The organism is Nonomuraea sp. NPDC049129 (assembly GCF_040648495.1).
GTDB lineage: Bacteria > Actinomycetota > Actinomycetes > Streptosporangiales > Streptosporangiaceae > Nonomuraea.
On sequence record NZ_JBEZDU010000002.1, the window covers coordinates 262851 to 288787 of the forward strand.

Here is a 25937-nt window from a genome sequence, read left to right on the forward strand (position 1 = left end):
CATCTCATCTGTGCCTCCTACGGTTGACCTCAGTAGAACCATTGATGGGAGGCGCAGGATGCCGCAACGGATTTTGGTCACCGGGGCGACCGGCACGGTCGGTCGTCAGGTGATGGCGCAACTGCTGGAAACCGGGGTCGAGGTGCGCGCGCTGACCCGGGAGCCGGTCGATCTGCCACCGACGGTCGAGGGCGTGCGCGGTGACCTCTCGGTCCCTGATTCTCTGCATGCCGCTTTCGACGGGGTTGAGGCGGTGTTCCTGGTCTGGCCGTTCGCGTCGGCCGAGGGGCTGGAGATGGTGCTCAAGGTGATACCGGAGAGGGTGGTGTACCTGTCGTCGGCGGCTGTGCGTGACCATGAGCGGCAGGCCGAGCAGCTGATCGGACAGTCTGTGCCGCAATGGACGATCCTGCGCCCGCATGCCTTCGCGGCCAACGCCCTGCGCTGGGCCGAGCAGATCCGCGGCGGGGGAGTGGTGCGTGAGCCGTACGGCCAGGCCGCGATGTCCCTCGTGCACGAGCGGGACATCGCCGCGGTCGCGGTGCGGGCACTGACCCAGGATCGGCATGCCGGCTCCGTGTACGAGCTGACCGGGCCGCACTCCCTGACCCAGGCCGAGCAGGTACGCGTCATCGGCGAGGTGATCGGCCATCCGGTGCGCTGGGAGGAGACCTCGCCGGAGGACGCCCGGCGGCAGATGCTGGCCCGCGGCTGGCCGGCCGAGGCCGTGGACGGCATCCTGAGCGCCCAGGCCGAGATGACGCGCGGCCCGGCGCCGGTCACCGCCACTGTGGAGGAGGTGACCGCGACCGCGGCACGCACGTTCCGCTCGTGGGCGGCCGAACACGCGCACGCCTTCGAGCCGCTCGTCCGTGACGAGTAGGCGCCGAACCGACGACCGCCGCTGGAACGTCCGGGCTCTGGCACGGCCGGGGGCCTGAGCGCCGGATCAGCCTGCTGGGCTGGGGCTTCGTACAACTTGGGCCGAGATCATTGACGGGGGTTTGTAATGATCCTTATGGTTTGCCCGGGTTGATCATTATTTGAGCCGGGGTGTACGCATGCGGGTGATCGCGGGTTTAGTCGTTGCTGCCTTAATCGCCGGTCTGGCACCCCCGCCACCCGCCGCACCACCTCGCATCTCCACCGTCCCGGTCGCCGCCACGACACGGGTGCAGCCCGCCGGTGAACCGGCCGTCAAGCAGCAGCAGGCGCCCGCGCAGGCCGCCGACGTCTCGTACGCCCACGACGCCAACGGCCGCGTCACCGGCGTGTTCGCCCAGCCGGGCGACGGTTCGAAGATCAGCCATGACCCCGCGGGCAACATCACCGAGGTCAGCGACCTGCCCGCCGGTACGCTGGCCGTCGCCCAGGTCTCCCCGCCCAGCGCCGGCTCGGGCACCGGCGTGACGATCTACGGCACCGCGTTCGGCACGGACAAGTCGGCGGTGACGGTCTCCTTCGGTGGCACCACCGCGACCCCCAGCGCCGTCACTGACCACACCATCACCGTGACGGTCCCCGGCGGCGCCGCCTCGGGCGACGTCACCGTGACCGTCGGCGGCAAGTCCGCCGTCTGGAAGGGCTTCAAGGTCCCCGGAACGCGGCCCAAGCCCGCGGTCTCCCTGACGGGCATCACCGTCGGCGACGCGGGAGCCGAGGTCACCGTTCCCGGCAGCGGCTTCGACACCGACAAGATCCGCAACATCGCCTCGCTCAACGGTCCGAAGATCCAGGTGACGCAGGCCACCACGGGCGATCTGAAGGTCAAGCTGCCGCCGGGTCCCGCGTTCGGGCACGTGAAGGTCGTCAACCCCGGCGGCAGCGCGGTCTCCACCGGTGACGTGATCGTCCCGCCCGCCCCCTACCTGGCCGCCAACATCAGCACGGGCGGCGCGGTGCGGCTGGCGCAGAGCACCCTCACCTCGATCCCGGTGGGCGCGGCACAGCAGATCGCGCTGGCGCTGTTCGACGTGGCGGCCGGTCAGCGCGCGACGATCTACATGTCCGGCGAGACCTTCTCCGGCTGCCTGCCCATCACCGTGTTCGGCCCCGACGGGACCACGCTGTTCAGCCAGAGCATGTGCTCGAGCACGTGGGAATGGGAGCTGCCGGAAGGTTCGAAGGCCGGGACCTACGCCGTCCTGCTCGACCCGCAGGACGACCAGACCGGCAAGGTGGACGTCCTGGCCTCCGCCGTCGCCGACGCCACGACCGAGCTCACCCTGGACGGGGCGCAGGGGACCCTCACCACGACCGTCCCCGGCCAGCAGGCCGCCTTCACCTTCACCGGTACGGCCGGCCAGCGGGTCTTCACCAAGCTCGGCATGCCGACCGGCACGAAGGCCTGCGACGTGGCCGCCAGCGTGCGGGCCCCCGACGGCACCGAGTTGGTGAAGGACAACTGTGTGTACCAGGTCGACTCCTTCCTCGACACGGTCACGCTGCCGGTGGCCGGTACCTACCGGGTGGCCGTCGATCCCAAGGGCCTGGTCACCGGTGGTCCGTACAAGGCGGCAGTGATCGATGTGCCCGCCGACGCGGCCGTGCGGACCTCGCCGGACGCGGCACCCGCCGATGTGGCGATCGTCAAGCCGGGCCAGAACGGGTCGGTCACGTTCACCGGTACGACGGGGCAGCGGATCTTCGCCAAGCTCGCCATTCCGGCGGGCGCGCCCTCATGCGCCCTCGATGTGCGGCTGCTCAAGCCGGACGGCACCGAGATGTTCAGGAGCACCTGCCTCTACCAGGCGGCCGAGTACTTGGACACGGTCACCCTGCCCGCCGATGGGGTGTACAGGTTCACGATCAACCCGAAGGACGCCTGGACAGGCACCCCGACGTTGCAGGTGCTGAACGTGCCCGCCGACGTGGTGGTGGCGACCTCGCCGGACGCGGCGGCGGCTTCGGTGGCGATCACCAAGCCCGGTCAGGGTGGCGTGGTGACGTTCACCGGCACGGCGGGGCAGCGGATCTTCGCCAAGATGGCCGTCCCGGCGGGCACGCCCACGTGCGGCCTGGACGTGCGGCTGCTCAAGCCGGACGGCACCGAGCTGTTCAAGGACACGTGCATCTACCAGGCGGCCGAGTACATCGACACGGTCACCCTGCCCGCCGATGGGGTGTACAGGTTCACGATCAACCCGAAGGACGCCTGGACGGGCACCCCGACGCTGCAGGTGCTGAACGTGCCCGCCGACGCGGTCGTGGCGACCTCGCCCGACGCGGCCCCGGCTTCGGTGGCGATCACCAAGCCCGGCCAGGACGCCGCGGTGACGTTCACCGGCACGACAGGGCAGCGGATCTTCGCCAAGCTCACCATTCCGGCGGGCACTCCCGCCTGCGGGCTTGAGGTGCGGCTGGTCAAGCCGGACGGCACCGAGCTGGCCAAGGACACCTGTATCTACCAGGCGGCCGAGTACATCGACACGATCACTCTGCCCGCCGACGGCGCCTACCGGTTCACGATCAACCCGAAGGACGCCTGGACGGGCACGGTGACGTTCGCCTTGACGGGCGTCCCGGCCGACGCGGTCGTGGCGAGCGCGCCGGACGCCGCCCCGGCCGCGGTGGCGATCACCAAGCCGGGCCAGGGCGGAGCGGTGACGTTCACCGGTACGGCCGCCCACCGTCTCTTCGTCAAGCTCGCCGTTCCGGCCGGGGCGCCCGCCTGCGCCCTGGACGTGCGGCTGCTCAAGCCCGACGGCACCGAGCTGGCGAAGGACACCTGCATCTACCAGGCGGCCGAGTACATCGACACGCTGGAGTTGCCCGTCGCCGGGGCGTACAAGCTGACCTTCGACCCGAAGGACGCCTGGACCGGCACGATCACCGTCACCCTGGTCGACGTGCCCGCCGACGTGACGAAGGCGGCGACGGTCGGCGGCGCGGACGTCGTGGTCACCACGACCAAGGCCGGACAGAACTCGGCGGTCACCTTCACCGCCACCGCCGGGCAGACCGTCAAGATCACCATGATCGACGAGACGTACGCGACCTGCACCACCACGGAGTTGTGGCCGCCCACCGGCGCGCGCTTGTGGACCACGTGCCTGTCCAAGAACGGCAGCCACACCACCACCCTGACCGCCGCCGGCACCTACACCTTCAAGATCAACCCCTGGGACGCCGAGACGGGCGCGGCCACCGTCCGGGTCGCGACCGCCGCCGCCGCTGCCAAGCAGGCCACGGAATCCCAGAAGAAGGAGGCGCTGCCCGACGGGGTGAAGCGCGGCGAGCCCGTGGCGTCGTACACCGCGAAGAAGCACAAGGACGCGAGCCTCACCGGTGTCGTGAAGACCACCGCGGGGCTGCCGCTGGCCGGCGTCACCCTGCGCGCCGACGGCCGCGAGGCCCGCACGGACGCCAAGGGCGCCTTCCAGCTCACCGACCTGCGCCAGGGCATGCGCCGCCTGCGCATCGACGGCCGCAGCGCCTCGACGAGCAAGCTCAAGTACGGCGTGTTCGACGTGCAGGTGCCGCTCAAGGCGGGCGGCAACGAGTTGTTCTACACGCCGTACCTGCCCGCCCTGGATACCGACTACGAGATCGACATCCCCTCGCCGACCACCAAGGAGGTCGTGCTGTCCAACCCGGGCGTGCCCGGCCTGGAGGTGCGCATCCCGGCGGGCGTGACGATCGAGGACGCCGACGGCAAGCCCGTACGGCGCGTCGGCATCACGCCGATCCCGGTGGACCGTACGCCGATCCCCATGCCGGACGGCGTGCGCGTGCCCGTCTACTACACGGTCCAGCCCGCCGGCGGCCGTCTCGTGGGCGGGACCGCCCAGATCACCTACCCGAACTACCTGAAACTGCAGGCGGGGCAGCGGGTCAACTTCTGGCACTACGACAAGAGCGGCGAGGGCTGGGAGATCTTCGGCGCGGGCAAGGTCGATCCGGCCGCCCGGCAGGTCGTCCCCGACGCGGGCACGGCGATCTCCGACTTCGACGGCGCCATGATCAACGTGCCGGGCAACGAGGAGCCGGCGTGGAAGTGGCTGCTGAAGTTCCTGAACTCGTCGGGTGACCCGGTCGACCTCGGCAGCGGACTGTTCACCCTGAGCCAGACCGACCTCATGGTGGACGACGTCCTGCCGCTGGCCGTCAACCGCGGCTACAACCCGGGCGACACCCGCAAGCGCGCGATGGGCATCGGCGGCAACGACCTGTACAACATGTACCTGTCGTCGCGTAAGCAGTACCAGGAAGCCGACCTCAACTTCCCCGACGGGTCCCAGGTGCACTACGTGCGGACCTCGCCGGGCACCGGTTTCTGCGACGCGGTCTTCGAGGCGCGCGACACCTCGCCGGAGTTCACCGGGTCCGGGTTCCGCTATGTGGGCGGGTGCAACGCGGGCGGCTGGCACCTCAAGCTGCGCAACGGCATGACCTACGTCTTCGGCGACGAGGCGCCGCTGCAGGAGATCCGGGACGCGCAGGGCAACACCGTCAAGATTCTGCGCAAGTACAAGAACAGCTTCGGCAGCTACCTCGGGCCGATCACCGAAGTCCGCTCGCCGAACGGGTTCTGGCTCAGCTACACGCACGACGCCGCCGACAAGGTCACCAAGGTAGAAGATAATGCGGGCCGCTCGGTGACGTACGGCTACGAGGGCGATCGGCTCAAGACCGTGACCGGCCCCACCGGCCAGACCACCACCTACGGCTACGACACCGCGGGCCGGATGAACGCCATCACCGACGCCCGTGACCACACGTACCTGACCAACGTCTACGACGCCAACGGCAGGGTCGCCACCCAGACGATCCTCGGCCAGGGCACCTACGCCTTCACCTACACCCTCAACGGCACACGCGTCGTCGCCGCCCAGGTCACCGAGCCCGACGGCGCCGTACGCAAGACCACCTACGACGACCTCGGTTACCTGGCCACCGACACCCAGGCGGCGGGCACCGACCGCGAGCACACCATCCGGATCACCCGCGACCCGGACAGCGACCTGCCCAGGACGATCGACGACGGCCTCGGCCGCACCACCACGATCACCTACGACGCCGCGGGCAACCCCCTGGAGCTCAAGGGCGCGGCGGGCTCGGCCACCGTGACCGGCCACGCCACCTACCAGGGCACGCCGTACGGCAGGCCGGACACGCTGACCGACCCCACGGGAGCCGTCACCCGCTTCAAGTACGACACGCGCGGCAACCCCGAGCAGATCACCGACGCCATGGGCCGTACCTGGAAGACCAGCTACGACGCCCAGGGCCACCCGCGCACCCAGACCACCCCGCAGGGACGCGTCACCACCTACGACTACGTCGACGGCGCCCTGAGCACGGTGACCGACCCCGAGGGACGCAAGACGCGCTTCGTGCGGGACGCCGCCAACCGGGTGATCGAGACGATCGCCCCCGACGGGACCTCCACCGGGCGGGTCTACGACGCGGCCGACGTGCTCAGGTCCGTCACCGACGCGGGCGGCGACGAGACGATCTTCGGCTACGACGAGAACGGCAACATCACCTCGGTCAAGGACGCCCGCGGCAAGATCACCTCTTACCGCTACGACGACGCCGACCGGCTGCTCGAACGCACCGACCCGCTCGGCGCGAAGGACACCTTCACCTACGACGGCATGAACCGCCTGTCCACGGTCACCGACCGGCGCGGCAAGGTCACCGAGTACCGCTACGACGAGCTCGGCCGCGCCACCTTCACCGGCTTCGGCAAGAACGGCCAGAACTACGAGTCGACCCAGAGCGCCCTGTACGACGACAGAGGCCGCATCCGCGAGCTGAGCGACTCCACCACCGGCGCCGGGAAGATCACCTACGGCTACGACGACCTCGACCACCTGACCTCCGAGACCAGCTCGGCGGGGACCGTCGGCTACACCTACGACGCGGCCGGGCGGTTGAAGACCATGACCGCCTCCGGCCAGCCGGCGGTCGGCTACGACTACTTCCCCAACGGCCTGCTCAAGTCGGTCACCCGGGGCGCCGTCAGCACCGTGTACGGCTACGACGACGACGCGCGGATGACCTCCAAGTCCCTGCCCGGCGGCATCACGGCCGCCTACGGTTACGACGACTCGGGCCTGCTGACCTCGATCGGCTACAAGCGCGGCACCACCGGCGTCGGCGACGTGGCCTACAGCTACGACCAGCTCGGGCGCCGGACCCGGATGCGCGGCACGCTCGTACGCGCCCAGCTCCCCACCCCCGCGACCGGCCTCACCTACGACGACGCCAACCGGCTGACCGGCAACGGCGGCCGGACCCTGGGCTACGACCCGGCCGGCAACCTGACCTCCGACGGCGTCTTCACCTACACCTGGAACGCCCGCGGTGAGCTCGTGACGGTGTCGGACGGCAGCGTCACCACGACCCTCGGCTACGACCCGGCCGGACGCAGGGTCGGCAGCACCACGGGCACCGACACCACCCGCTTCCGCTTCGACGGCGACGCCCTCATCGGCCAGAGCGGGCCCGGCGGGGCGGACGTCTCCTTCCTCAACGGCTTCGGCCAGGACGAGGCCCTGGCCAGGATCAGCGGCGACGGCCAGGTGCAGGGGCTGCTGCCCGACGCGCTCGGCTCCACACTGGCCCTGACCGACGGCTCGGGCCAGATCACCACCACCTACGGCTACGACCTGTTCGGCGCCACCACCTCCTCCGCGGCCGACGACCCCAACACCGTGCGCTGGACCGGCCGCGTCTCCGGCGCGCCGATCCCCGGCGGGCTGCAGGACAACAGGTCCCGGCTGTACTCCCCGTCGCTGCGGCGCTTCATCTCCGAGGACACCATCGGCTTCGGCGGCGGCTACAACCTCTACGAGTACGCGCTCGGCGACCCGGCCGACTACACCGACCCCGACGGCACCATTCCGCCGCAGGTGGCCGCGGCCGTGGGCGCGTGCCTCGGCAACGGCGTGATCAACACCGTCGCCGGGGCACTGCTCGGCCGCAAGCACTCCTTCGGCGACTACGCCCGGGGCTTCGGCAAGGGCTGCCTGGAGGGCGCGCTCGGCTCGATCACCTTCGGCGGCACCAAGTTCGCCCGCTTCGGCAAGTACGGCGACGAAGTGGTGGAGAGCGTCGGCAAGACCTGCCGACTGACCAGCAGCTTCGTGCCGGGCACCAAGGTACGGATGGCCGACGGCAGCGCCAAGCCCATCGAGGACGTCGCGGTCGGTGACAAGGTCCTGGCGACCGACCCCGCCACCGGCAAGACGTCCGCACAGCCGGTCGTCGCCACTATGACCAGCCAGGGCGCGAAGGACCTGGTCAAGGTGGGCATCGCGGGCGGAGTGCTGGTCGCCACCGACAACCACCCGTTCTGGGTGCCCGCGCTGAAGACCTGGCTGCCCGCCGCCGACCTGCGGCCGGGCATGTGGCTGCGTACCTCGGCGGGCACCCTCGTCCAGGTGTCGGCGGTGGAGACCGAGCACCGCGACAGCCAGCGCGTCCACAACCTCAGCGTGGACGGTCCGCACACCTATCACGTGGTCCAGGGCGGCACCGACGTCCTCGTCCACAACAGCCCGCGGCCCAAGTACCCCTGTGGCTGGCTGTCACCGACGGAGTGGGCCAACTCCGTCAAGCGCGAGATCCGCGACCGGTACCGGGGCGACACCAGCTTCGAGAGCGGGCGGCACGGCGAGGGCTTCAAGGCCGCCGCCAGGGATCTCGAACGCTTCATCAGGGAGCACCCGGGTATGCTGCCGGAGATCGAGAGGGAGCTGCGCGCCACCGCCAAGCGCTGGATGGCCAACGGCAGATCCACCGGCCACTCCGGAGGATGGTGAGCGGTGCCCGCTGACACCCCGCCCGCCGGGCCGATCTCGACCCCGACCCCGTCTCCCGAGCCGACCTCGATGGCCGAGCTGATCGAGGCGGCGGAGGACGGGCCGGAGGTCCCCGAGACGTTCGGGCGGCTGCTGCGGGCGAGCGAGCGGCTGCTGAAGGAGACCCCCGGCTCGGCCGACGCCCACTACGTGCGGGGCTACACCCTGTACCTGCTGGGCGCCCACGCCGAGGCGCGGGCCGCCTTCGAGCGGGCGGAGCTGCTGCGGCGCGGGCACCAGTGGGCGCTGTTCCACCTCATCGTGCTCGCCTACCGCGACGGCGACCACGGCGCGGTGCTCGGCGCCTTCTCCCGGCTGGAGCGTGCCTATTTCGAGGGCGAGGACAAGCTCTGGCGCTACCTGGTGGCCTGGGAGTACGCGCTGTGCTCGGCGGTCCGGCTCGGCCTGGACGAGCACGTCGCCGCCCGCCTGCCGGAGCTGATCGCCGAGTACACCGGCCGCCAGGACGACCCCGAGGAGATCCTGGAACGGCCGGGCAGGCTGCTCCAGGTCTACGGCGAGCAGCCCGACGGGCCGCTGCGCGACCTGCTGCGCGAACAGCTCGCCCTGCTGGTTTCGGGCGGCTGGATCCGCCCAGACGAGCTCTAGCCGCTCTGCGTCAGGCGGGCTCTAGCTTTGTCCGAGGCGAGCCCTAGCTTTGTCCGAGGAGCGTGTCGCCCCAGTGCCCGCCGGGGGACACGCCGGGCGGGCACGCCCACAGGCCCGACCCCACGTGCCGGATGTAGGTCGAGAGCCGGTCGTCGGTGGCCAGCCTGCGCTGCACGGGCACGTACTGGCGGCGCGGGTCGCGCTGGTAGGCGAGGAAGAACAGGCCCGCGTCGATGCGGCCCTGAGTGTCGCTGCCGTCCACGAAGGAGTAGCCGCGCCGCAGCAGCCGTACGCCGCCGTTGGACAACGGATGGGCCAGCCGCACATGGGAGTCGGCGGGCAGCCTGGCCGGGTCGAACTTGTCCCGCTCGCCCTTGCCGCCGAGCGGGGCGCCCTCGGTCTTCGTACGGCCGATCGTGGCCTCCTGGTCCTGCCGGGAGGCCTGGTCCCACGACTCCAGATGCATGCGGATCCGCCGCGCGACCAGATAGCTGCCGCCCGTCATCCACGCGGGCCCGTCGGCGGCGCCCGCCCAGACGTGCTGGTCGAGCGCGGCGTGGTCGTCGTGCGGGATGTTGTCGGTGCCGTCCTTGAAGCCCATGAGGTTGCGCGGGGTGAGCTGGCTGGGCGTGGTCGAGGAGGTCTTGCCGTAGCCGAGCTGCGACCACCGTACGCTCACCCGGCCCAGCCCGATGCGGGCCAGCGTACGGATGGCGTGCACCGCGACCTGCGGGTCGTCGGCGCACGCCTGGACGGCGATGTCACCGCCGCCGCGCGCCGGGTCGAGCTTCTCACCGGGGAAGGGCGGTAAGTCGGCCAGCGCGGGCGGCCGCGAGGCGGCCAGGCCGAAGCGATCCTCCCCGGCCCGCTCGAACAGCGTGGGACCGAACCCGACCGTCAGCGTCAGGCGGGAGGCGGGCAGGTCGAGGGCTTCACCGGAGTCGTCGTCGGCGGTGAGCCGACCCGCGGTCATCGCCTCGGCGGCCCTGGTCCAGGAGACCAGGAGCGCGACCAGCTCCTCGCGCGTGCTCACGGCCACGTCGAAGGCCGCGAAGTGAAGGCGGTCCTGGACGGGCGTGGCGATGCCCGCCTGGTGCGGACCATGGAAGCCCACCACCTGCGCCGGGGCCGCGCTGCTCGCCGGCGGCTCCGGCTCGCCCAGCAGGAAGGCGCCCGCCGTCGCCGCCGCGCCGGCCACCACGCCCGCGCCGGAGGCGGTCAGCAGCCCGCGCCTGCTCAGTCTCCCCACCGCACCTCCCGTCGAAGATCTTGACCTTATCCTGCCTCCCGGCGGCCTCTCGACCGGCCTGATAGGGCTTCCCCGTAAAGCCCGTTTCGGAGACGGGCTACTGAACAAACTGGCTCAAGTGGGTCATTTATCACCAAAGCGGTGGACACTGGCGGTTGGGGAAACTACCTTCCTCGCTCGAGGACATTTCTTCGCTATAGCCCCAAATGTCCCAGCATCATCAGGAGGGGGGACTGCATGGAGATCACGATTGCCGAGATAGAGGCAGTGGAGCTCACGTGCGGAAACAGCAACAGCTGATACTCATCGCGGGATTGGTGGCCACCCGGGTCGCCGATCCCGCGCCTTTTTCTGACGTGGAGCGGATAATTGTCGCGCGTTCTGGTCAACCCGGCGTTTCCCCTGTTCATTGAGGACCGCCGCGAACTGGTCCGGCTGGGCGACCTGCCGGGCACCGGAAAGGCGCTCAAGTCCGCCTCTCCGGCCCTACGCGAGCTGGTACGGCGGTGCGCCTCCACCGCCCTGCCCCGCGAGGAACTGGTCAGCCTCACGGCGGGGATCGGCGGCGTCACGGCGGCCGAGGTGGACCAGGCCATCACCGCTCTGCTGGCGGCCCGGATCCTGGTCGAGGAGCAGGACGTCGAGCTGCTGACGCGCCACGGTCCCACGTCGCGGCAGGCCCTGTTCTTCTCCATGTTCCAGCCCGCGTCACGGGCCGCCGAGATGGTCGCGGACCTCGCCGGGCGTACGGTGGCCGTCCTCGGCGTCGGCGGGATCGGCGGCTTCGTCGCCCTGCAACTGGCGACCGCCGGGGTGGGGCGGCTGCGGCTCGTCGACCAGGACGACGTCGACGAGTCCAACCTCCACCGCCAATACCTCTATTCGGCGGAGGACGTCGGGAGCCCGAAGGTGTACACGGCCGCCCGCAGGCTCGCCGAGCACAGCCCGGAGGTCAAGGTGGAGACGCACCACCGCACCATGACCGGCGCCGGGGACGTGGCGGACCTGGTCGCGGGCGCGGACCTGGTCATCGCCACGGCCGACAGCCCGCAGCCGCAGATCCGCCAATGGATGAACGCCGGCTGCGTGGCCGCCGGGGTGCCGCTCCTGCCGGGCGGGTTCAGCCAGCATCTGGGCATCGCGGGGCCGCTGGTCGTGCCGGGGAGCTCGGCCTGCCTGGCCTGCCTGGAGGAGGAGTTGTGGGTCCGTAACGGCGGGTGGGAGCTGCCCGCCATTCTGAACCAGGGGCGGAGCATTCCGGCGTTCGGCCCGCTCTGCGCGATCGTGGCCGGGTTCGTCGCCGCCGAGGCGGTCCGCTACCTCACCGGTGTGGTGCCGCCGGCCCTGGTCGGCCGGGTGATCCACTTCGACCTCCTGACGATGGCGACGACGGAGCAGCCCGTCACCCGGCTCGACACCTGCCAGGTCTGCGGGGATCCCCGCCCCTGATGGGCGAGGTTGCGAAACGTCCTGTATCGGCCACGTGACGTGGCGGCGCGCGCTTGAGAGGCTTCCCCCATGCGCGTGATCCCGACCATCGACGACATGGCCGCGTTACTGCGGGAGCTGTGCGACCGGTTCCCCGCGACCTGCCGCAGACGCCTCGTCGGCGCCTCCCGGCGGGGCGAACCGCTGGAACTGGTCTCGATCGGGGACGGGCCCCAGAACGCCCTGGTGTTCGGCGGCCCCCACGCCAACGAGCCGGCCGGCTTCCTGACCGTGCTCCGCCTGGCCTCCGTGCTGTGCGAGAACGCGGCTGAGCGGCGGGGGTTCACCTGGCACTTCATCGCGTGCGTGGATCCCGACGGCGCCCGGCTGAACGAGGGCTGGTACGCCGGCCCGTACACGATCAGCCACTACCACCGCCACTTCTACCGGCCGTCCATGAGCGACCAGCCCGAATGGACCTTCCCCATCCATTCCGGGCGCAAGCAGTTCGACCGGCCGCTGCCGGAGACCCTGGCCATGATGCGGGTCATCGACGAGCTGCGGCCCGCGTTCATGCTGTCGCTGCACAACGCCGACTTCGGCGGCGCCTACTTCCAGATCACCCGCGACGTGCCCGGCCTGGCCGCCGAGCTGGCCTCGATCGCCGCGGGTCAGGGCGTACCGCTGGACCTGGGGCCCATCGACACCGTCGGCTACCAGGTGGCGGGGCCCGGCGTCACGCTGCTGCCGCCGGCCGAGCACATCGACTTCGTGGAGACGGGCGGCGACGCGCGCACGCCTCGTACGTACGGGGCGTCTAGCTGGCACTACGCCGACCGCTACGGCACGTTCACGCTGATCGCCGAGGTGCCCCTGTGGACCACTCCGGGGTGCGACGACCCCTCGGACGCCGGGCTCTCCTTCGGCCACCTGGTCAAGGCGGCCGCGGTACGGCTGCGCGAGGAGATCGAGCCGCTGGCCCGCGCGCGTACGGACGTCCGGCCGCAGTGCGTCGCGCACACCCCGTTCCACGCGGCGGTGGACGACACGCTCGCCGTCTCCGACCTGCTGGTCTCCTCGCTCGAAGGCGCGGTGGACGGGGAGGACGCCGCCAGGACCGTCACGCGGGCCGAGGCGAGCGGCATCCACGACACGGTGCGCCGCCTGCCGCTGCGGGCCTGCGCCATGTTCCTGCGGCTGCTGGCGGCCGAGGCGGCGGCGGGCAACCGCCCGGCCGACCTGACGGCCGTCCGCGCCGCGCTGGAGGAACGCATGGGGCGCCTCTGCGCGGAGGCCGAGGGCCAGCTGGTCCAGCTGGACGATCCGCTCGGCCGGATCGTCACGATCCAGACGGAGGCCGCCCTGGCCGCCGCCCGCCGCCTGCGCTGAGCCGGCGCGGTGACCACACCCGTCCACCGGGTCTCCCTCGATGGGGACCTCCGCCATGACGGACCGTCTCCCCCTTAGGGGTGTCCCTCGACGGGGGGCCTCCGCCACAACGGACTGTCTTCTTCCTCGCCCGCCGAGGGGGTGTCCCTCCATGGGGACCTCGCCCACGTCGGACCGTCTTCTTCGTCTCCCCCGAAGGGGGTATTACTCCCCAAGGACCCCAGCCACCACGGACCCGCACACGGACCAAGACGGTCGCGTGCCGAACCACCCCGCTAGGGCAGCCGCCAGTTCGCCGTCCACAGGCGGGAGCCGGTGCGGCGGTCGAGGCGGCGGAGGAACGACAGGACGCCGGACGCGCCGGTCGCCCAGGTGTAGCCGGGCTTGTCGAGGTCGTTGCCGGTGAAGACCGGTGCCGAGAGCTCGCCGCCGGCGCGCATCAGCATCAGCTCGACGACCTCTTCGGCGCCGCGCCAGTAGGAGTCGTCGCCGGTGGCCATCGCCAGGTCGATCAGCGCCTCGCCGATGCCCGCCAGGCCGCAGCACTGGGACACGACCCATGCCTGCGGCGCGATGGCCAGGCTCGCGCGGGCGCCCCGCTCCGCCAGATCGAGGTAGCGGTCCTCGCCGTACGCGGTGGCCGCGTGCGCCAGCGGGCCGAGGATGCCGGAAATGCCCTGGCACCAGGACGCGCCCATGGCCTTGGCGTCCGGTCCGGTGAGCTCGCCGAGCATGGCCTCGGTGGCGGTGGCCAGCGACTCGAAGCGTTCCCGGGCCGCCTGCCCGGCGTCGTGGTCGCCGGTGGCCTCGTGGTAGGAGAGCAGGAACTCCGCGCACCCGGCGGCGCCGTGGGCGAAGGCCATCTCCACGTTGACGCCCGAACCGGCCTGTGCCGGTGCGACCGCGTCCTTGGAGTCCGTCACCTCGCCGGAGACGAGCAGTCTGGCGCACTCGGCGGCCACTTCCAGATGGCGCGGATCCTGTTCCAGCGCGGCCAGTGAGAGGTGACCCGCGCCGATACCGGCGACGCCGTGGGCCTGGTCTGCGCGTTGCTCGCCCTCCAGAACGATCGGGCCGGGGTCCGGCAGCTCGGGGACGGCGGTCAGTCGCGCGGCGGCCAGGAACAGCGCCGTTCCCGTGCGGCCGAAGTACAGCGCCGGGGGGAGCGCGGTCGGCGGCATGACGCGCGCCGTCCAGCGGGCCAGGTCGGCGGCGACGGTCTTGGCCTCGGGGTGGTGCAGCAGCTCCATGCCGACCCCGGCCGACCCGCCGTAGACGTTCGTCACCGGCGGGCTCGACGTCCGGGCGTCCGCCGGGCCGTCCATCAGGCCCTCCGCGAACCGTACGCACACGCGGGTGGTGTGATCCAGGACCTGCGACAGCAGCGCACCGCTGAACCGCACCCCGTCAGACCGCGACACCGTACGACCCGCCCGCCCGGCCCTGACGTCGGACCCGGCGGCGGCGCCGACGTCGGCGCTGACACAAGCCCTCAGGTCGGCCGCGGCCGCCACCCGCTCCTCGGCGTCGAGGCTGAGCAGGCGCGGCAGCAGCCCGACGACGCCCGTCGTGACGCCGGGGAACATCCGGGCCAGGCACATCAGCGTCCGTTCGACGTTCCTGGCCGGGTCGGGGTCGATCATGATGGGGTTCATCCCGGTCGCCGAGAAGAACAGCGTCGCCCCGAGCGAGAAGTAGTCGTCGGCGGGCTCGGAGGGGCGGTCCGCCTGCTGGCCGGGCACGCTGTAGCCACGGCTCCACCCGGGCAGTTGCAGCCCCTCGTACCTGCTGTTGCCGAAGTCGATCAGCGTGCAGCGGCCGTCCTCGCCGAGCACCACGTTCTTGGGGGAGAAGTCCCTGACGACGACGCCACGCGCGTGCACGGCGTCCAGCACCTCCAGCAGCCGGCCCGCCAGCGCGGTGAGGTCCCGGTCGCCGCCGTTCTCGGTGAAGCGGCCCCGCTCGCCGACGAACCGGTTGAGGTCCAGGCTGCCGGCGTCGGACATGACGAGGAACTCGTCCTCGCCGTGCCGGAAGTGGTCGATCGGCGTGGGGATGCCCGCGACGCCGTCCAGGGCCTTGAGGATGCGAAGGTCGTTGCGCAGGTACATGCGCAGGTCCCAGCCCTCGGCGTTCTCGCCCACGTAGGCGCGGGCCTCCTTGACCACGACCGGCCGGCCGTCGGCGTCCTCGGCCCGGTAGACGTTGCCGCGCGGGCCACGCGCGACGCCGGACGTGACACGGTACCGGTTGCCGATGAGCCTGGCGGGTGCCTCCACGGCGTCCAACCCGATAGCCCGAGGCGGGTCGGCGACGCCGCTCTGCGGGCGGAACGGGTCGGTCGCCCACGGCGGGCAGGAGAACTCGGGTCCCGCCGCGCCCGGCAGGTGCTCGCCGTCGGGGCTGACGATGATCAGCTCGAAGTCGCCGTTCTCGTCCACGCGGTACTGGGGGGCGAAGGGGGCGTACCGGTAATAGACCGGCGCGTCGCGGCGCACCTGGCGATCGCTGACGATGCGCGGCGCGGCCAGCCCCGCCAGCGCCTCGGCCAGCCGGTGACCGAGGGGGACGACCTCGTCCGGCCGCGGGTAGACGGTGATGGCCTTGCCGACCGCGCCCGGGTCGACGTCTCCGGAGTTGAGCTCCGCGAGCTTCTCGGGCGAGCAGGCGACCTTGAAGTCGCAGGACACGTCGGCCAGGACGGGCAGGACCCGTTCGAGCGTGTCGCCCAGGGTGCCGGGACGGGCGGAGACATGCAGCTTCCAGCCCTGGTTGGGGGTGGTGGCACGCGGGTCGTGGACGCTGACCCAGGTGTCGCCCTCGTAGATTTCCCTAGTGTTCGACTCGGCAAAATGGGTAAGAGAAACAATCACATTTACCGTCAACGAGAAAGCCCTTCTGCACCGACCGGCCGGATGCCTGAAGAAAGGCCACCGGAAGTGCACCGATGGCCTTTCCACAGCGGTACGGCGCAAGGAGCGCGCCGCCGCGGAACGCCGAACGCGTTACCGCCCGATCACACGATCGAAGGGCAGCAGGGGAACGTCGAGCAAACGGTACGCTTGCAGGTGTTCACGCAGGCCTGAGGCCCGTGGAGCAGCGCGGTGAGCTCGCCTTCGAAGTCGACGGCGAGGTCCTCGTACTCCAGAACGCCTGCGTCGCGGGGCTCCAGTGTAAGAACGGACATAAGGGCTCCTTCCTTGGCCACCGGTAGGCGGCCGATGTGGGGCTTGAGCCTCGGGACGGCACCGGATAAGTGCCGTTACCCGTGCCTTGACCGCGATGGGAATCGCCTGTCGCGGCCAAACGGACGCATTATGTTCACAACTCATCAAATATGTCCAGGCGTCACGGAACAGGATTCCTAGCCCCGACCGCGCCGAGAAGGAATCGTTTACAAAGGGGGTTTACGGGGACACAACGGTCACTTAGATTGGCTGGGTGATCTCCTGGCTTCCCGCATGAAAGCGTTCTGGAAGAAGCGCCCCCCGGACGTCGCGGCGGACAGGTCGGGGCTGGCGCTCGCCTACTGGGAGAGCCATGGCGACGAGCTTCTGACGGCGAGCATGACGAAGATCGCGCGTCGCCTGCCGTACCTGGTGATGTCCGCGCTGCGCATGGCATGGGAGGCGCACCGCCGCGACACGATCATCGCGCTGGCCGGGAACCTGGCGGCCGGCATCTTCACCGTCTACGGCCTGGTCGCGACGTCCGACGTGCTCGCCTCGCTGTTCGCCGGCGGGCCGACGCCCGAGCGCGTCCGGGCGGCGCTGCCCTCGCTGGCGCTGGTCGCGGCCGCCGCCGCGCTGCGCGGGGCGCTGCTGACCGCCGCCACCTGGGCCCAGGCGCGGCTCAAGGTGGAGGTCGAACGGCTGGCCGAGACGCGGCTCTTCGAGCTGACCACCCAGGTGGAGCTGACCGCGTTCGACGACGACGAGTTCCACAACGCGATGCGCAGAGCCCGCGACAGCGGCGTGCCCGACGCCGCGGGCGTGGTCGAGGCGACGATCGCCGTCATCGGCGGCGCCGTCGGCGTGCTGGCCTCGGCCGTGGCGCTCGGCCTCATGCACCCGCTCCTGACGCCGCTGCTGCTGGTCACGGTCGTGCCCGCGGGCTGGGCCGCGGTGCGGGCGGCGCGCCTGCAGTACGAGGGGTACTACCGGCTGTCGGCCGCGCGGCGGCGCAAGTTCATGCTGTCGGACCTCATGGCCGAGCGGCTGCCCGCCGCCGAGGTGCGCGCGTTCGCGCTGCGCGACTTCCTGCTCGGCGAGTACGCGAACGTCGCCGACCTCGAACAGGACGTGCAACTCGACGTCGCGCGCCGCCGTGCCGTCACCAAAGCCGCCGGCGACGTGCTGACCGGCGCCGCGACCGTCGCCGTCTACGCCGCGCTCGCCGGGCTGCTGGCCGTCGGCGTCATCCCGCTCTCGGTGGCGGGCGCGGCCGTGCTGGCCATCCGCGCCGGCCAGATGTCGCTGGCCGCGCTGGTGCAGATGATGAACCGGTTGTACGAGGCGGGCCTCTACTTCGGCGACTACCTGTCCTTCCGCGAACTGGCCGCCTCCCGCGTGCGACAGCCATCCGGTACGGCGGCGCCGGAACCGTCCGGGCGGCTGGCCGCCGACCAGGTGACGTTCAGCTACCCGGGGGCGAGTAGCCCCACGCTCAACGGGATCAGTGTCGAGGTGGGGTTCGGCGAGGTCATCGCGCTGGTCGGGGAGAACGGCTCCGGCAAGACCACGCTGGCCAAGCTGCTGGCCGGGCTGTACCGGCCGGGCTCGGGGACGATCCGCTGGGACGGCGCCGACCTGGCCGACCTCGACACCCGCGGGCTCATCTCGGTGATCGCCCAGGACCACACCCGCTGGCCGCTGACCCTCCGCGAGAACATTCTCATGGGCCGCCCGCTGGACGAAGACCGCTTAGCCGCCGCCGCGGCCGCCGCCGGGGCCGACGAAGTGGTGGCCGGACTGTCGCAGGGGTACGACTCGCTGCTCGACCAGCGCTTCCGAGGCGGCCACGACCTGTCGGGCGGGCAGTGGCAGCGGATCGCCGTGGCCCGAGGCTTCTACCGCGACGCCGCCCTGGTGATCTTCGACGAGCCGACCTCCGCGCTGGACGCCCGCGCCGAACACGCCCTGTTCGAGCGCATCCGCAAGTACGCCGACGGCCGCTCCATCGTCCTCATCACGCACCGGCTGGCCAGTGTCCGCTACGCCGACCGCATCTACGTCCTCGACCATGGGCGGGTGGCCCAGCAGGGCACGCATGCCGAGCTGATGGAGGAAGGCGGCCTCTACGCCGACATGTACACCCTCCAGGCCCAGGCCTACCGGGACGCGGCCACATGACCTCCTGGCGCCATGCTCCCGTGAGGCTCCACGCGGCGACCCGGTTCTCCGAGGCGAGCCAGTGATCGTGCTGTCGTCGGCCTATACGGCGCTGATCGCGGTCCTGTTGTACGCGGCCGTGAGCAAGGCTCGTGACCTGTCAGGACTCGCCGCCGACATCGGGGGTTACCGGCTGATCCCGCAGCGGCTCACGGTCGTCGCCGCCGTCGCGGTGGTGGTGGCGGAGCTGGCGGCGGCCGGGCTGCTCACCGCGCCACCCACCCGGCGCTGGGGCGCGCTGCTCGCGGCGGCGCTGTTCGCCGTCTTCCTCGCCGCGATGGCGTCCGTGCTGTGGCGCGGGCTGAGTGTCGGCTGCGGCTGCTTCGGCGACCACGGCCTCGTCGGCGCCGCCACCATGACGCGTACCGGTCTGCTCGCGGTGCTGGCGGTCATGGCCGCCGTCGCGGGACCTTCCCCGTTCACCCCCGGCCACCTGCTGGTGGGAGCGGCGTACCTCGTGCTGACCTTCGTACCGGCCCGGCTGATCGGAGCCGTGGAGCGCGGCCGCGTCGGCCCCCGGCCCGGCACCCACTGGGACGTGACCCCACCTGCGGAGGCCCTCACCTCCCAAGGGCCTGGCGCCGCTGAAAGGCCCGGCACCTCCGAAGGGCCCGGCACCTCTGAACGGCCCGGCACCTCTGAACGGCCTGGCGTCCTTTATGCGCTGATCGCGCCGACATGCGGTCTCTGCAGCGCCATGCTGCCCGCCTTCGTCGCGGCGGAGGGAGTGGACGTCGTCCTGGTGAGCGCCGCGGAGGAGGGACAGGTCCGCGACTATCTGGCGGCCCAGGAGGTCGAGTTGCCGCTGGTCATTGATCCCGGGGTGTTCGACCGTCACGGCATCCCCTGGCCGCCGTACGCCGTGCTGACCGACCGGCAGGGCGTCGTCCTGGCGGCGGGCGGCGCGGCCGAGCCCGCCGCTCTCGACGCCCTGCTGGCCCACATCCCCTCGGCTCCTGGCCGAACCAGGACTTGAGTACGAGCCGCCGGGCGTGGTGAGGGGCGGAGGTGACCACCCGGCTGTCCCGCTACCACTGACAGCGGATACCTCCGCCCCTCCGGCCCCTGAGATTGAGGACCGGCCGCCGCGCCGGGCCAGGGTGGGGGACCAAGGACTGCCAAGCGCGACACCCTAGACGCTAACCCGCCGCCGCCCAGCGGTCTGTGGACGATTACGCAGAACGGGCGGCCTGAGGTCTGCGCACGATTACGTGGAACGCCTGAACTCCATCAAGAGCGGGCGGCCCAAGCGGCCAGCACCGCCGCCTCCTTCTCGGGGGCGATGCCGTGCTGCGCCTTGGCCCCGTACGACCGCTCCGCCTCGGGTACGTCACGCAGCCACGCCCACGTGTCCCGCACCGTCTCCGCCACCGGCCGTACGCGCAGCCCGGCCGCCTCGGCCTTGGCCGTGGGCACGCTCCAGAAGTTGGCGATCTCCTCCGACGGCGGGCCGCCCCACAGCGGCAGCTCGACGAACGTCCCCACCCCCTGGTCGACGAGGAACCGGTCGTCCACCCAGACGAACTCCGCGTCCGACCCGGTCGCCTCCTTGCACAGCTCCAGCCACTCGCCGTAAGTGGTGTTGCCCGCGGGCCCGGTCACCGCGAACCGGTCGGCCGTGCCGAGCTCCGCCTGGTCCAGGGTGAAGACGGCGATGTCCCGCGCGTCCACGAGCTGCATCGGCGTGCCCGGATCACCCGGTGCGAGCACCTGGCCGCCCTGGGAGATCCGGTTCAGCCACCATGGCAGCCTGCCGACGTTCTCGTACGGCCCGAGGATCAGGCCCGGCTGCACGATCAGCGCGTTGCCGTCGAACCCCTGCTCCACGGCCCGCTCGCAGCCGCCCTTCAGCACCCCGTAGTCACCGTCGCCAGGACCGGCGTCCGGCGCGCAGTCCCACACCCCCGAGCCCTCGGCGGCGGCCTTGCCGGGGAAGCCGTCGATGGCGGAGACCGAGGAGATGAACGCGTATGTCCCCACATGTCCCGACAGCGCCCGCGCCGACTCACCGACGACCCGCGGCACATAGCCTGACGTGTCGACCACGAAGTCCCATGTGTGCCCGTCGGCCAGCCGGTGGAGGTCCGCGGTCACCTCGCGGTCACCCCGGATGGCCTCCACACCCGGCAGATCCGCCCCGCTCTGCCCCCTGTTGAACGTCGTAACCTGATGCCCCCGTGCCAGCGCCTCCTCGACGATGGTTCGTCCCAGAAATCTCGTCCCGCCGATGACCAGTACTCTCATGCCGACATTCTTCGCGTACGGCCAGCAAACCGGTCATATCTTCACGGAGAGCGTAGACGGGAGAGGCGGCAGCATGTGCACCCTGGCGGAGCTGATGTCGAAGTACAGGCCCACCAGCTCCAGCTGCCCGGCCCGCACCTGCTCGTCGACCTTGCGGTAGGTCCGCAGGTTCTCCAGCTGCTGCTGCACGTTGACCTTGCACAGGCGGTCCAGCGCCCCGCCGTCGAGCGGCTCGTCCGCGGTCTCGATGAACGTGGCCAGGCTGTGGTAGCCGTGCCGCAGCCAGCGCCGCATCCCCGGCAGGCTGCCCGCCTTCACCCCGCCGCTGAGCAGCCCGCACATCGCCCCGCAGCCCGAATGCCCGCAGACCGTGATCGTGTGCACGCCCAGGACCTGCGTCGCGTACTCGATCGCCGCCACCACCGAGTCGTCGTGCGGCTCGGCGCCCCTGCGCGGCACCAGGTTGCCGATGTTGCGCACGGTGAACAGGTCGCCGGGGCCGCTCGCGGTGATCAGGCTGGGGATGACCCGTGAGTCGGCGCAGGTGATGAACAGGTGCGTGGGCTGCTGCTTGCGGGCCAGCTCGGTGAAGATGGGCCGCACCAGCGGAGCCGTACGCCGGTGATACTCCCGCGCGCCCGCCGTCAGCTGGCACTCCACGCTGGCCGGACGGGGACTTCCCGGAGCCGACCCGCCGTGCCGGGTGGGGCGGTGGTGGCGGTGCGACCACGGCAGCCACCACCGCTCCGGCGTCCGCAGCGGTGTCTTGGTCCGGGACAGGCGGGTCCCGCTGGCCGCCATCGCGTACCACTCGTCGTGCAGCTCATCGATGTCGACGTTGCCGCCCAGCCGCTCGTGGTTCAGCCGCCAGGAGTGGATCGCCTCGAAGGCGGCGTTGTCCATGAAGTCGATGTTCAGGTCGAGGTCCACGGCCGTGCCGGGCGGGATGGCGCGCAGCTCGCGGGTGAGCCTGGGCACGCCCAGGAAGGTGAGCGAGCCGGAGATCGTCGCGTGGACGCGTCCGTCCTGCTCCGGCCGCGTCTTGACGGTGACCCAGGTCAGCCGCCGCAGCGCGAGCAGCGCGGCCAGCGCGAGACCGGCCAGCACCCCCTCGGCCAGCCCGAGGACCAGCACGGCCCCCATCGTCACCAGGTAGACCGGCACCTCGCCGTGGCCGTGCACCTTCCTGACATGACCCAGGTTGACCATCTGCACGCCGATGAAGACGAGCAGCGCCGCCAGCGCCTCCATCGGGATCAGCTTGATCGTCCACCCGAACCCGAGAGCGAACACCACCACCCACACCCCGTGCAGGACCGCCGAGAACCGGCTGCGCCCGCCCGCCTGCACGTTCGCGGTGCTGCGGACGATCACACCCGCCACCGGCAGCCCGCCCAGCGCGCCCGAGACCATGTTGGCCACGCCCTGCCCGCTCAGCTCCTGGTCGAGGTCGGTACGGGGGCCGTCATGCATGCCGTCGACCGCGACCGAGCAGAGCAGCGACTCGACCCCGGCCAGCAGCGCGACGAGCAGCACGGCCGCCACGATCCGATGCCAGTCACCGGACGGCAGCACGGGGAAGGCCCAGGAGGTGACGGCGTTGGACAGGTCGACGCGGGTGACGTCCCAGTCGAACGCCCACGCGGTCACGCCGGCCACCAGCAGCGCGGCCAGCGGCGCCGGCACGACCTTGACCCGTTTGGGCAGGCGCGTCCACAGCGCCAGCACGGCGATCGTGAGCAGGCCCACCGCCACCGTGTGGCCGTGCATATCGGCCAGCTGCGCGGGCAGCTCCACGATGTTGGCCAGCGCCGAGCGCTGCGGTCTGCCGCCCAGCACGACGTGCAGCTGGGAGAGCGCGATGACCACGCCGACGCCCGCGAGCATGCCGTGGATGACCGCCGGCGAGACCGCCAGCGCCGCTCTGGCCGTCCGGAAGACCCCGAGCACCAGCTGCACCGCCCCCGCGATCAGCGTGATCATGCAGGTGGCCCGCCAGCCGTACGTCTGCACGAGATCCGCGACGACCAGGGACAGCCCCGCCGCGGGCCCGCTCACCTGTACGGCGGAGCCGCCGAGCGCGCCCGCCACGATGCCGCCCACCATGGCGGCGATCAACCCGGCGGCCAGGGGGGCACCCGAGGCCATCGAGATGCCCAGCGAGAGGGGCACCGCGATGAGGAAGACCACGAGCGAGGCAGGTACGTCGTACCTGAGCGTGCTCAGCACGCGACTCAGAGTGCCGATCATACGTCGAACCCTATTGCCCCGCGTGCCGGGGGCTTAAGGGGTCATCGGCGGCTTTACAGATTAATGAGTGGCCGCCGTCACTCGTCCGCCGTTCGGCGGTCGGCGTGGGAGTCGCCGATCAGCGGTAGTAGTCGGGGAATTCCTGCTCGGGGGTGGAGCGACGGTGCCCGCCGCTGTTGCCCTGGGCGCCGCCGTTGCGGCCGCCCTGCCGGGCACCCGCCTCGGGCGTGCCGCCGTAGTTGGGCCAGGCGGCGTTGTTCGCCGGCGGCTCGCCCCAGCCCGCCGGCATCTGGCCGGGCGGAATGCTGGTGATGTCGCCGGTCTCGTACGCGAAGGTCTGCGCGATCTGGCCGGGCGGGAGGCTGGTGATGTCACCCGTCTCGTACGCGAAGTGCTGCGGCGCCGGCTGCATGGGCGGGGCCGACAGCACGTCGTCGTAGGCCGAAACAGCCCGCGCGGGCGCCGTGGGAGTGCCGGTGGCGGGGGAGGGGCCGGTCAGCGGGTCGGAGTCGTCGGCCACGGCCCAGCCGGCCCGTACCTCATAGGAGGCCGGATAGGAGGAGCGTGGGGCGGCGGCGGGCTGCTGCGGCTCGAAGGCCGGCCAGGAGTCGCTCGACGGGGCGGCGGGAGCGGGGTCGTCGAGGATGTCGTGGTGCTGCAGCGCGGGCCACGAGCCCGACGCCGTCGGCACGATCGGCGGGTTGGTCCAGGTGGTTTCCAGCGGGTCGGTGTTGGCACCGTAGACCGTGAACGGGACGCCGGCCTGCGCGCCGCCGATCGGGGAGACCGGCGCGGCGGGGGCCGGTGTGGCGGGGAACGAGCCGCTGCCGCCGACGGCGGGGAAGGAACCGCTGGTGGCCGGCGTGGCCGGGAACGAGCCGCTGGTGGTGGCCGGGCTGTTCGTGCTCAGCGAGGTGCCGCTGCCGACCGCCGGGAAGGAGCCGCTGCCCGCCCCGGGCTGGGGCGGCGTCACCTGCTGCGCGCCCACGCCGAGGATGCTCATCACGTCGGGCGGCGTCGGCGCGGAGAAGGTCACCGTGCGCTGGTCGGCCAGCTCGGCGGCCGTCGGGGCCGGACGCTGCGCCGACTCCACGAGGTCGGCCAGACCGGACGAGCCGGACGAGGCGGTCGCGGCGGCGGGCCGCTGGGAACGCGAACGCTGGGATCGTCCGGGAAGCGGCGCCTGGACGGTGGCCGCGTTGGGGTCGATGGCGGTGACGGGCTCGCGCTTGGCGGGCTCTCGCTTGCCGGACCGCTCCCGCTTGGCGGCGGGGCGCTGCTGCTCGCGCTGGGCGCTGGGCTGCTTCTCGCGCTCCCGCTCGCGCTCGGCGGCGGCTCGTGCGGAGGGGGTACGCGCGGCGGGCCGTTGGGCGGGCTTTTCCGTGGGCCGGTCGGAGGGGCGCTCCGAAGGGCGCTCTGGAGGACGACGCTCTGAAGGACGCTCGACGGGGCGCGAGGCGCCCTTGCGCGCCGCGACCGTGCCGCCGGCGCCGAAGCCGCCCTCTTCCGCGTCGCTGCGGATGTTGGCCCAGAACTCCTCGTCCTCGACGTCGGAGTGCGGGTTGCCCCACTCGTCCACGCCACGCTTGCCACGCTGGCCGGTACGTACCGGTTTGGCCTTGACCTCGTCGATAGGACTGAAGTCAGGGCTGAAGTTGTTCATGCGCGGTTCGCTCTTGGAGAACTCATCCGTGGAACGCGTCTGAGTCCTCTCATCCTTCTCGGCCATCTGCTTCAGCCGCTCGGGAGGCAGAGAGCTTTCCCGACGGTTCATGGAACGCATGCCCAGTGCCACGACGACGAGCACGAGGAGCACGACAGCGACCAAGCTGACTACGACCGCGATCATTGCACCACCCTCAAAGCCATGGCCTCCCTGCGGCACCGGTGAGATCGCGCGGCCATCGACGCGACCTTCCCCCTTTGATCACCAGCACCTAGCGATTGGATCTGATTGTGTCGGACCACTATGAGCGTTGTCACACCCTACGTGAAGAATTGGTAACTATTACTACGTTTAGTGAGCGGTGTCTCACTGGATGTTCACCACCGTGAGCCGGCCGCGGGCAATGGTCTGGTCCGCGATCTTTCTCAAGATCTCGGAGAGGGGGGCGCCCTCCTGGACATCGACCTTGCCGTTCAGCGAGTAGACGCTGAAGCGGTAGCTGCCCTTCTCCACGCAGGGGGGCTGGTAGCCCACCTTGCCGCTGGTCACCTTGGCCTGGCTCGCGCCTTCCGGCGGGCTCGCGGCGGCGTTCGGCCCCAGCTCGGTCGTCGTCGCGGGGATGTTGTAGAGCACCCACTGGACGGCGGATTCTGATGGTGAGAGAGAGTCGACCACGATCGCGATCGACTTGGCGTCGGGCAGAGGCTCGCTGGACCAACGCAAAGGCGGACTGCCCTGAGCACCCTTGCAGGAGAATTCGCGCGGCAGCGGTTCGCCCGCGCGCAACTCCGGGCTCGAGACGTTGATCTCGGCGATCTCCTTGGCCTGGGACCTTCCGATGAGGAAGTCGCAACCGGACGACGCGAGCACGACAGCCACCGCTGTCACAGAGACAGCGATGT

At 71.2% G+C, this 25937-nt stretch carries 14 protein-coding genes; 7 read left to right on the plus strand and 7 right to left on the minus strand.

The window, feature by feature from the left end; genetic code table 11:
* Positions 1-58 precede the first annotated feature (58 nt).
* From AB0B64_RS06310 to AB0B64_RS06320, 3 genes are all read left to right on the plus strand, one after another.
* Positions 59-883, plus strand: coding sequence for an NAD(P)H-binding protein (locus AB0B64_RS06310; protein ID WP_357940760.1), 825 nt, complete (start codon positions 59-61; stop codon positions 881-883).
* A gap of 178 nt (positions 884-1061) precedes the next feature.
* The gene (locus tag AB0B64_RS06315) at positions 1062-8771 is read left to right on the plus strand and encodes an RHS repeat-associated core domain-containing protein (RefSeq protein ID WP_358175118.1); all 7710 of its coding nucleotides are present in this window, start codon (positions 1062-1064) and stop codon (positions 8769-8771) included.
* A gap of 3 nt (positions 8772-8774) precedes the next feature.
* Positions 8775-9419, plus strand: coding sequence for a hypothetical protein (locus AB0B64_RS06320; protein WP_357940764.1), 645 nt, complete (start codon positions 8775-8777; stop codon positions 9417-9419).
* Between the two features lie 43 nt (positions 9420-9462).
* Here AB0B64_RS06320 and efeB read toward each other — a convergent pair whose 3' ends face one another.
* Complete coding sequence (efeB, locus tag AB0B64_RS06325; RefSeq protein ID WP_357940766.1) at positions 9463-10668, minus strand: iron uptake transporter deferrochelatase/peroxidase subunit; 1206 nt, start codon at positions 10666-10668, stop codon at positions 9463-9465.
* Between the two features lie 369 nt (positions 10669-11037).
* Between efeB and AB0B64_RS06330 the strand changes: the two genes are divergently transcribed.
* Positions 11038-12117 (plus strand): TOMM precursor leader peptide-binding protein, encoded by a 1080-nt coding sequence (locus tag AB0B64_RS06330; protein WP_357940768.1) that lies wholly within the window; start codon positions 11038-11040, stop codon positions 12115-12117.
* A gap of 69 nt (positions 12118-12186) precedes the next feature.
* Complete coding sequence (locus AB0B64_RS06335) at positions 12187-13485, plus strand: M14 family zinc carboxypeptidase (RefSeq protein ID WP_357940770.1); 1299 nt, start codon at positions 12187-12189, stop codon at positions 13483-13485.
* 275 nt (positions 13486-13760) lie between these two features.
* Here AB0B64_RS06335 and lanL read toward each other — a convergent pair whose 3' ends face one another.
* The gene (gene lanL / locus AB0B64_RS06340; protein ID WP_358175121.1) at positions 13761-16358 is read right to left on the minus strand and encodes a class IV lanthionine synthetase LanL; all 2598 of its coding nucleotides are present in this window, start codon (positions 16356-16358) and stop codon (positions 13761-13763) included.
* Positions 16359-16501: 143 nt separating this feature from the next.
* Positions 16502-16672, minus strand: coding sequence for an SflA family class IV lanthipeptide (locus tag AB0B64_RS06345; RefSeq protein ID WP_225289182.1), 171 nt, complete (start codon positions 16670-16672; stop codon positions 16502-16504).
* A 274-nt stretch (positions 16673-16946) separates the two neighbouring features.
* Between AB0B64_RS06345 and AB0B64_RS06350 the strand changes: the two genes are divergently transcribed.
* Positions 16947-18836, plus strand: a complete 1890-nt coding sequence (locus AB0B64_RS06350) for an ABC transporter ATP-binding protein (protein ID WP_358175124.1) — start codon at positions 16947-16949, stop codon at positions 18834-18836.
* A gap of 61 nt (positions 18837-18897) precedes the next feature.
* Entirely contained in the window at positions 18898-19851 is a 954-nt protein-coding gene (locus AB0B64_RS06355) for a MauE/DoxX family redox-associated membrane protein (protein ID WP_358175126.1), read from the plus strand.
* Between the two features lie 254 nt (positions 19852-20105).
* Here the strand turns inward: AB0B64_RS06355 and AB0B64_RS06360 are convergent, their stop codons facing one another.
* The 4 genes from AB0B64_RS06360 to AB0B64_RS06375 all read right to left on the minus strand — a co-directional run bounded on the left by AB0B64_RS06360 (position 20106) and on the right by AB0B64_RS06375 (position 25923).
* Positions 20106-21119, minus strand: a complete 1014-nt coding sequence (locus tag AB0B64_RS06360; protein ID WP_358175129.1) for an NAD-dependent epimerase/dehydratase family protein — start codon at positions 21117-21119, stop codon at positions 20106-20108.
* Positions 21120-21152: 33 nt separating this feature from the next.
* The gene (locus AB0B64_RS06365) at positions 21153-23369 is read right to left on the minus strand and encodes a bifunctional SulP family inorganic anion transporter/carbonic anhydrase (RefSeq protein WP_358175132.1); all 2217 of its coding nucleotides are present in this window, start codon (positions 23367-23369) and stop codon (positions 21153-21155) included.
* Positions 23370-23487: 118 nt separating this feature from the next.
* Positions 23488-25218, minus strand: coding sequence for a hypothetical protein (locus AB0B64_RS06370; protein WP_358175135.1), 1731 nt, complete (start codon positions 25216-25218; stop codon positions 23488-23490).
* Between the two features lie 183 nt (positions 25219-25401).
* The gene (locus AB0B64_RS06375) at positions 25402-25923 is read right to left on the minus strand and encodes a YbhB/YbcL family Raf kinase inhibitor-like protein (RefSeq protein WP_358175138.1); all 522 of its coding nucleotides are present in this window, start codon (positions 25921-25923) and stop codon (positions 25402-25404) included.
* Positions 25924-25937 lie beyond the last annotated feature (14 nt).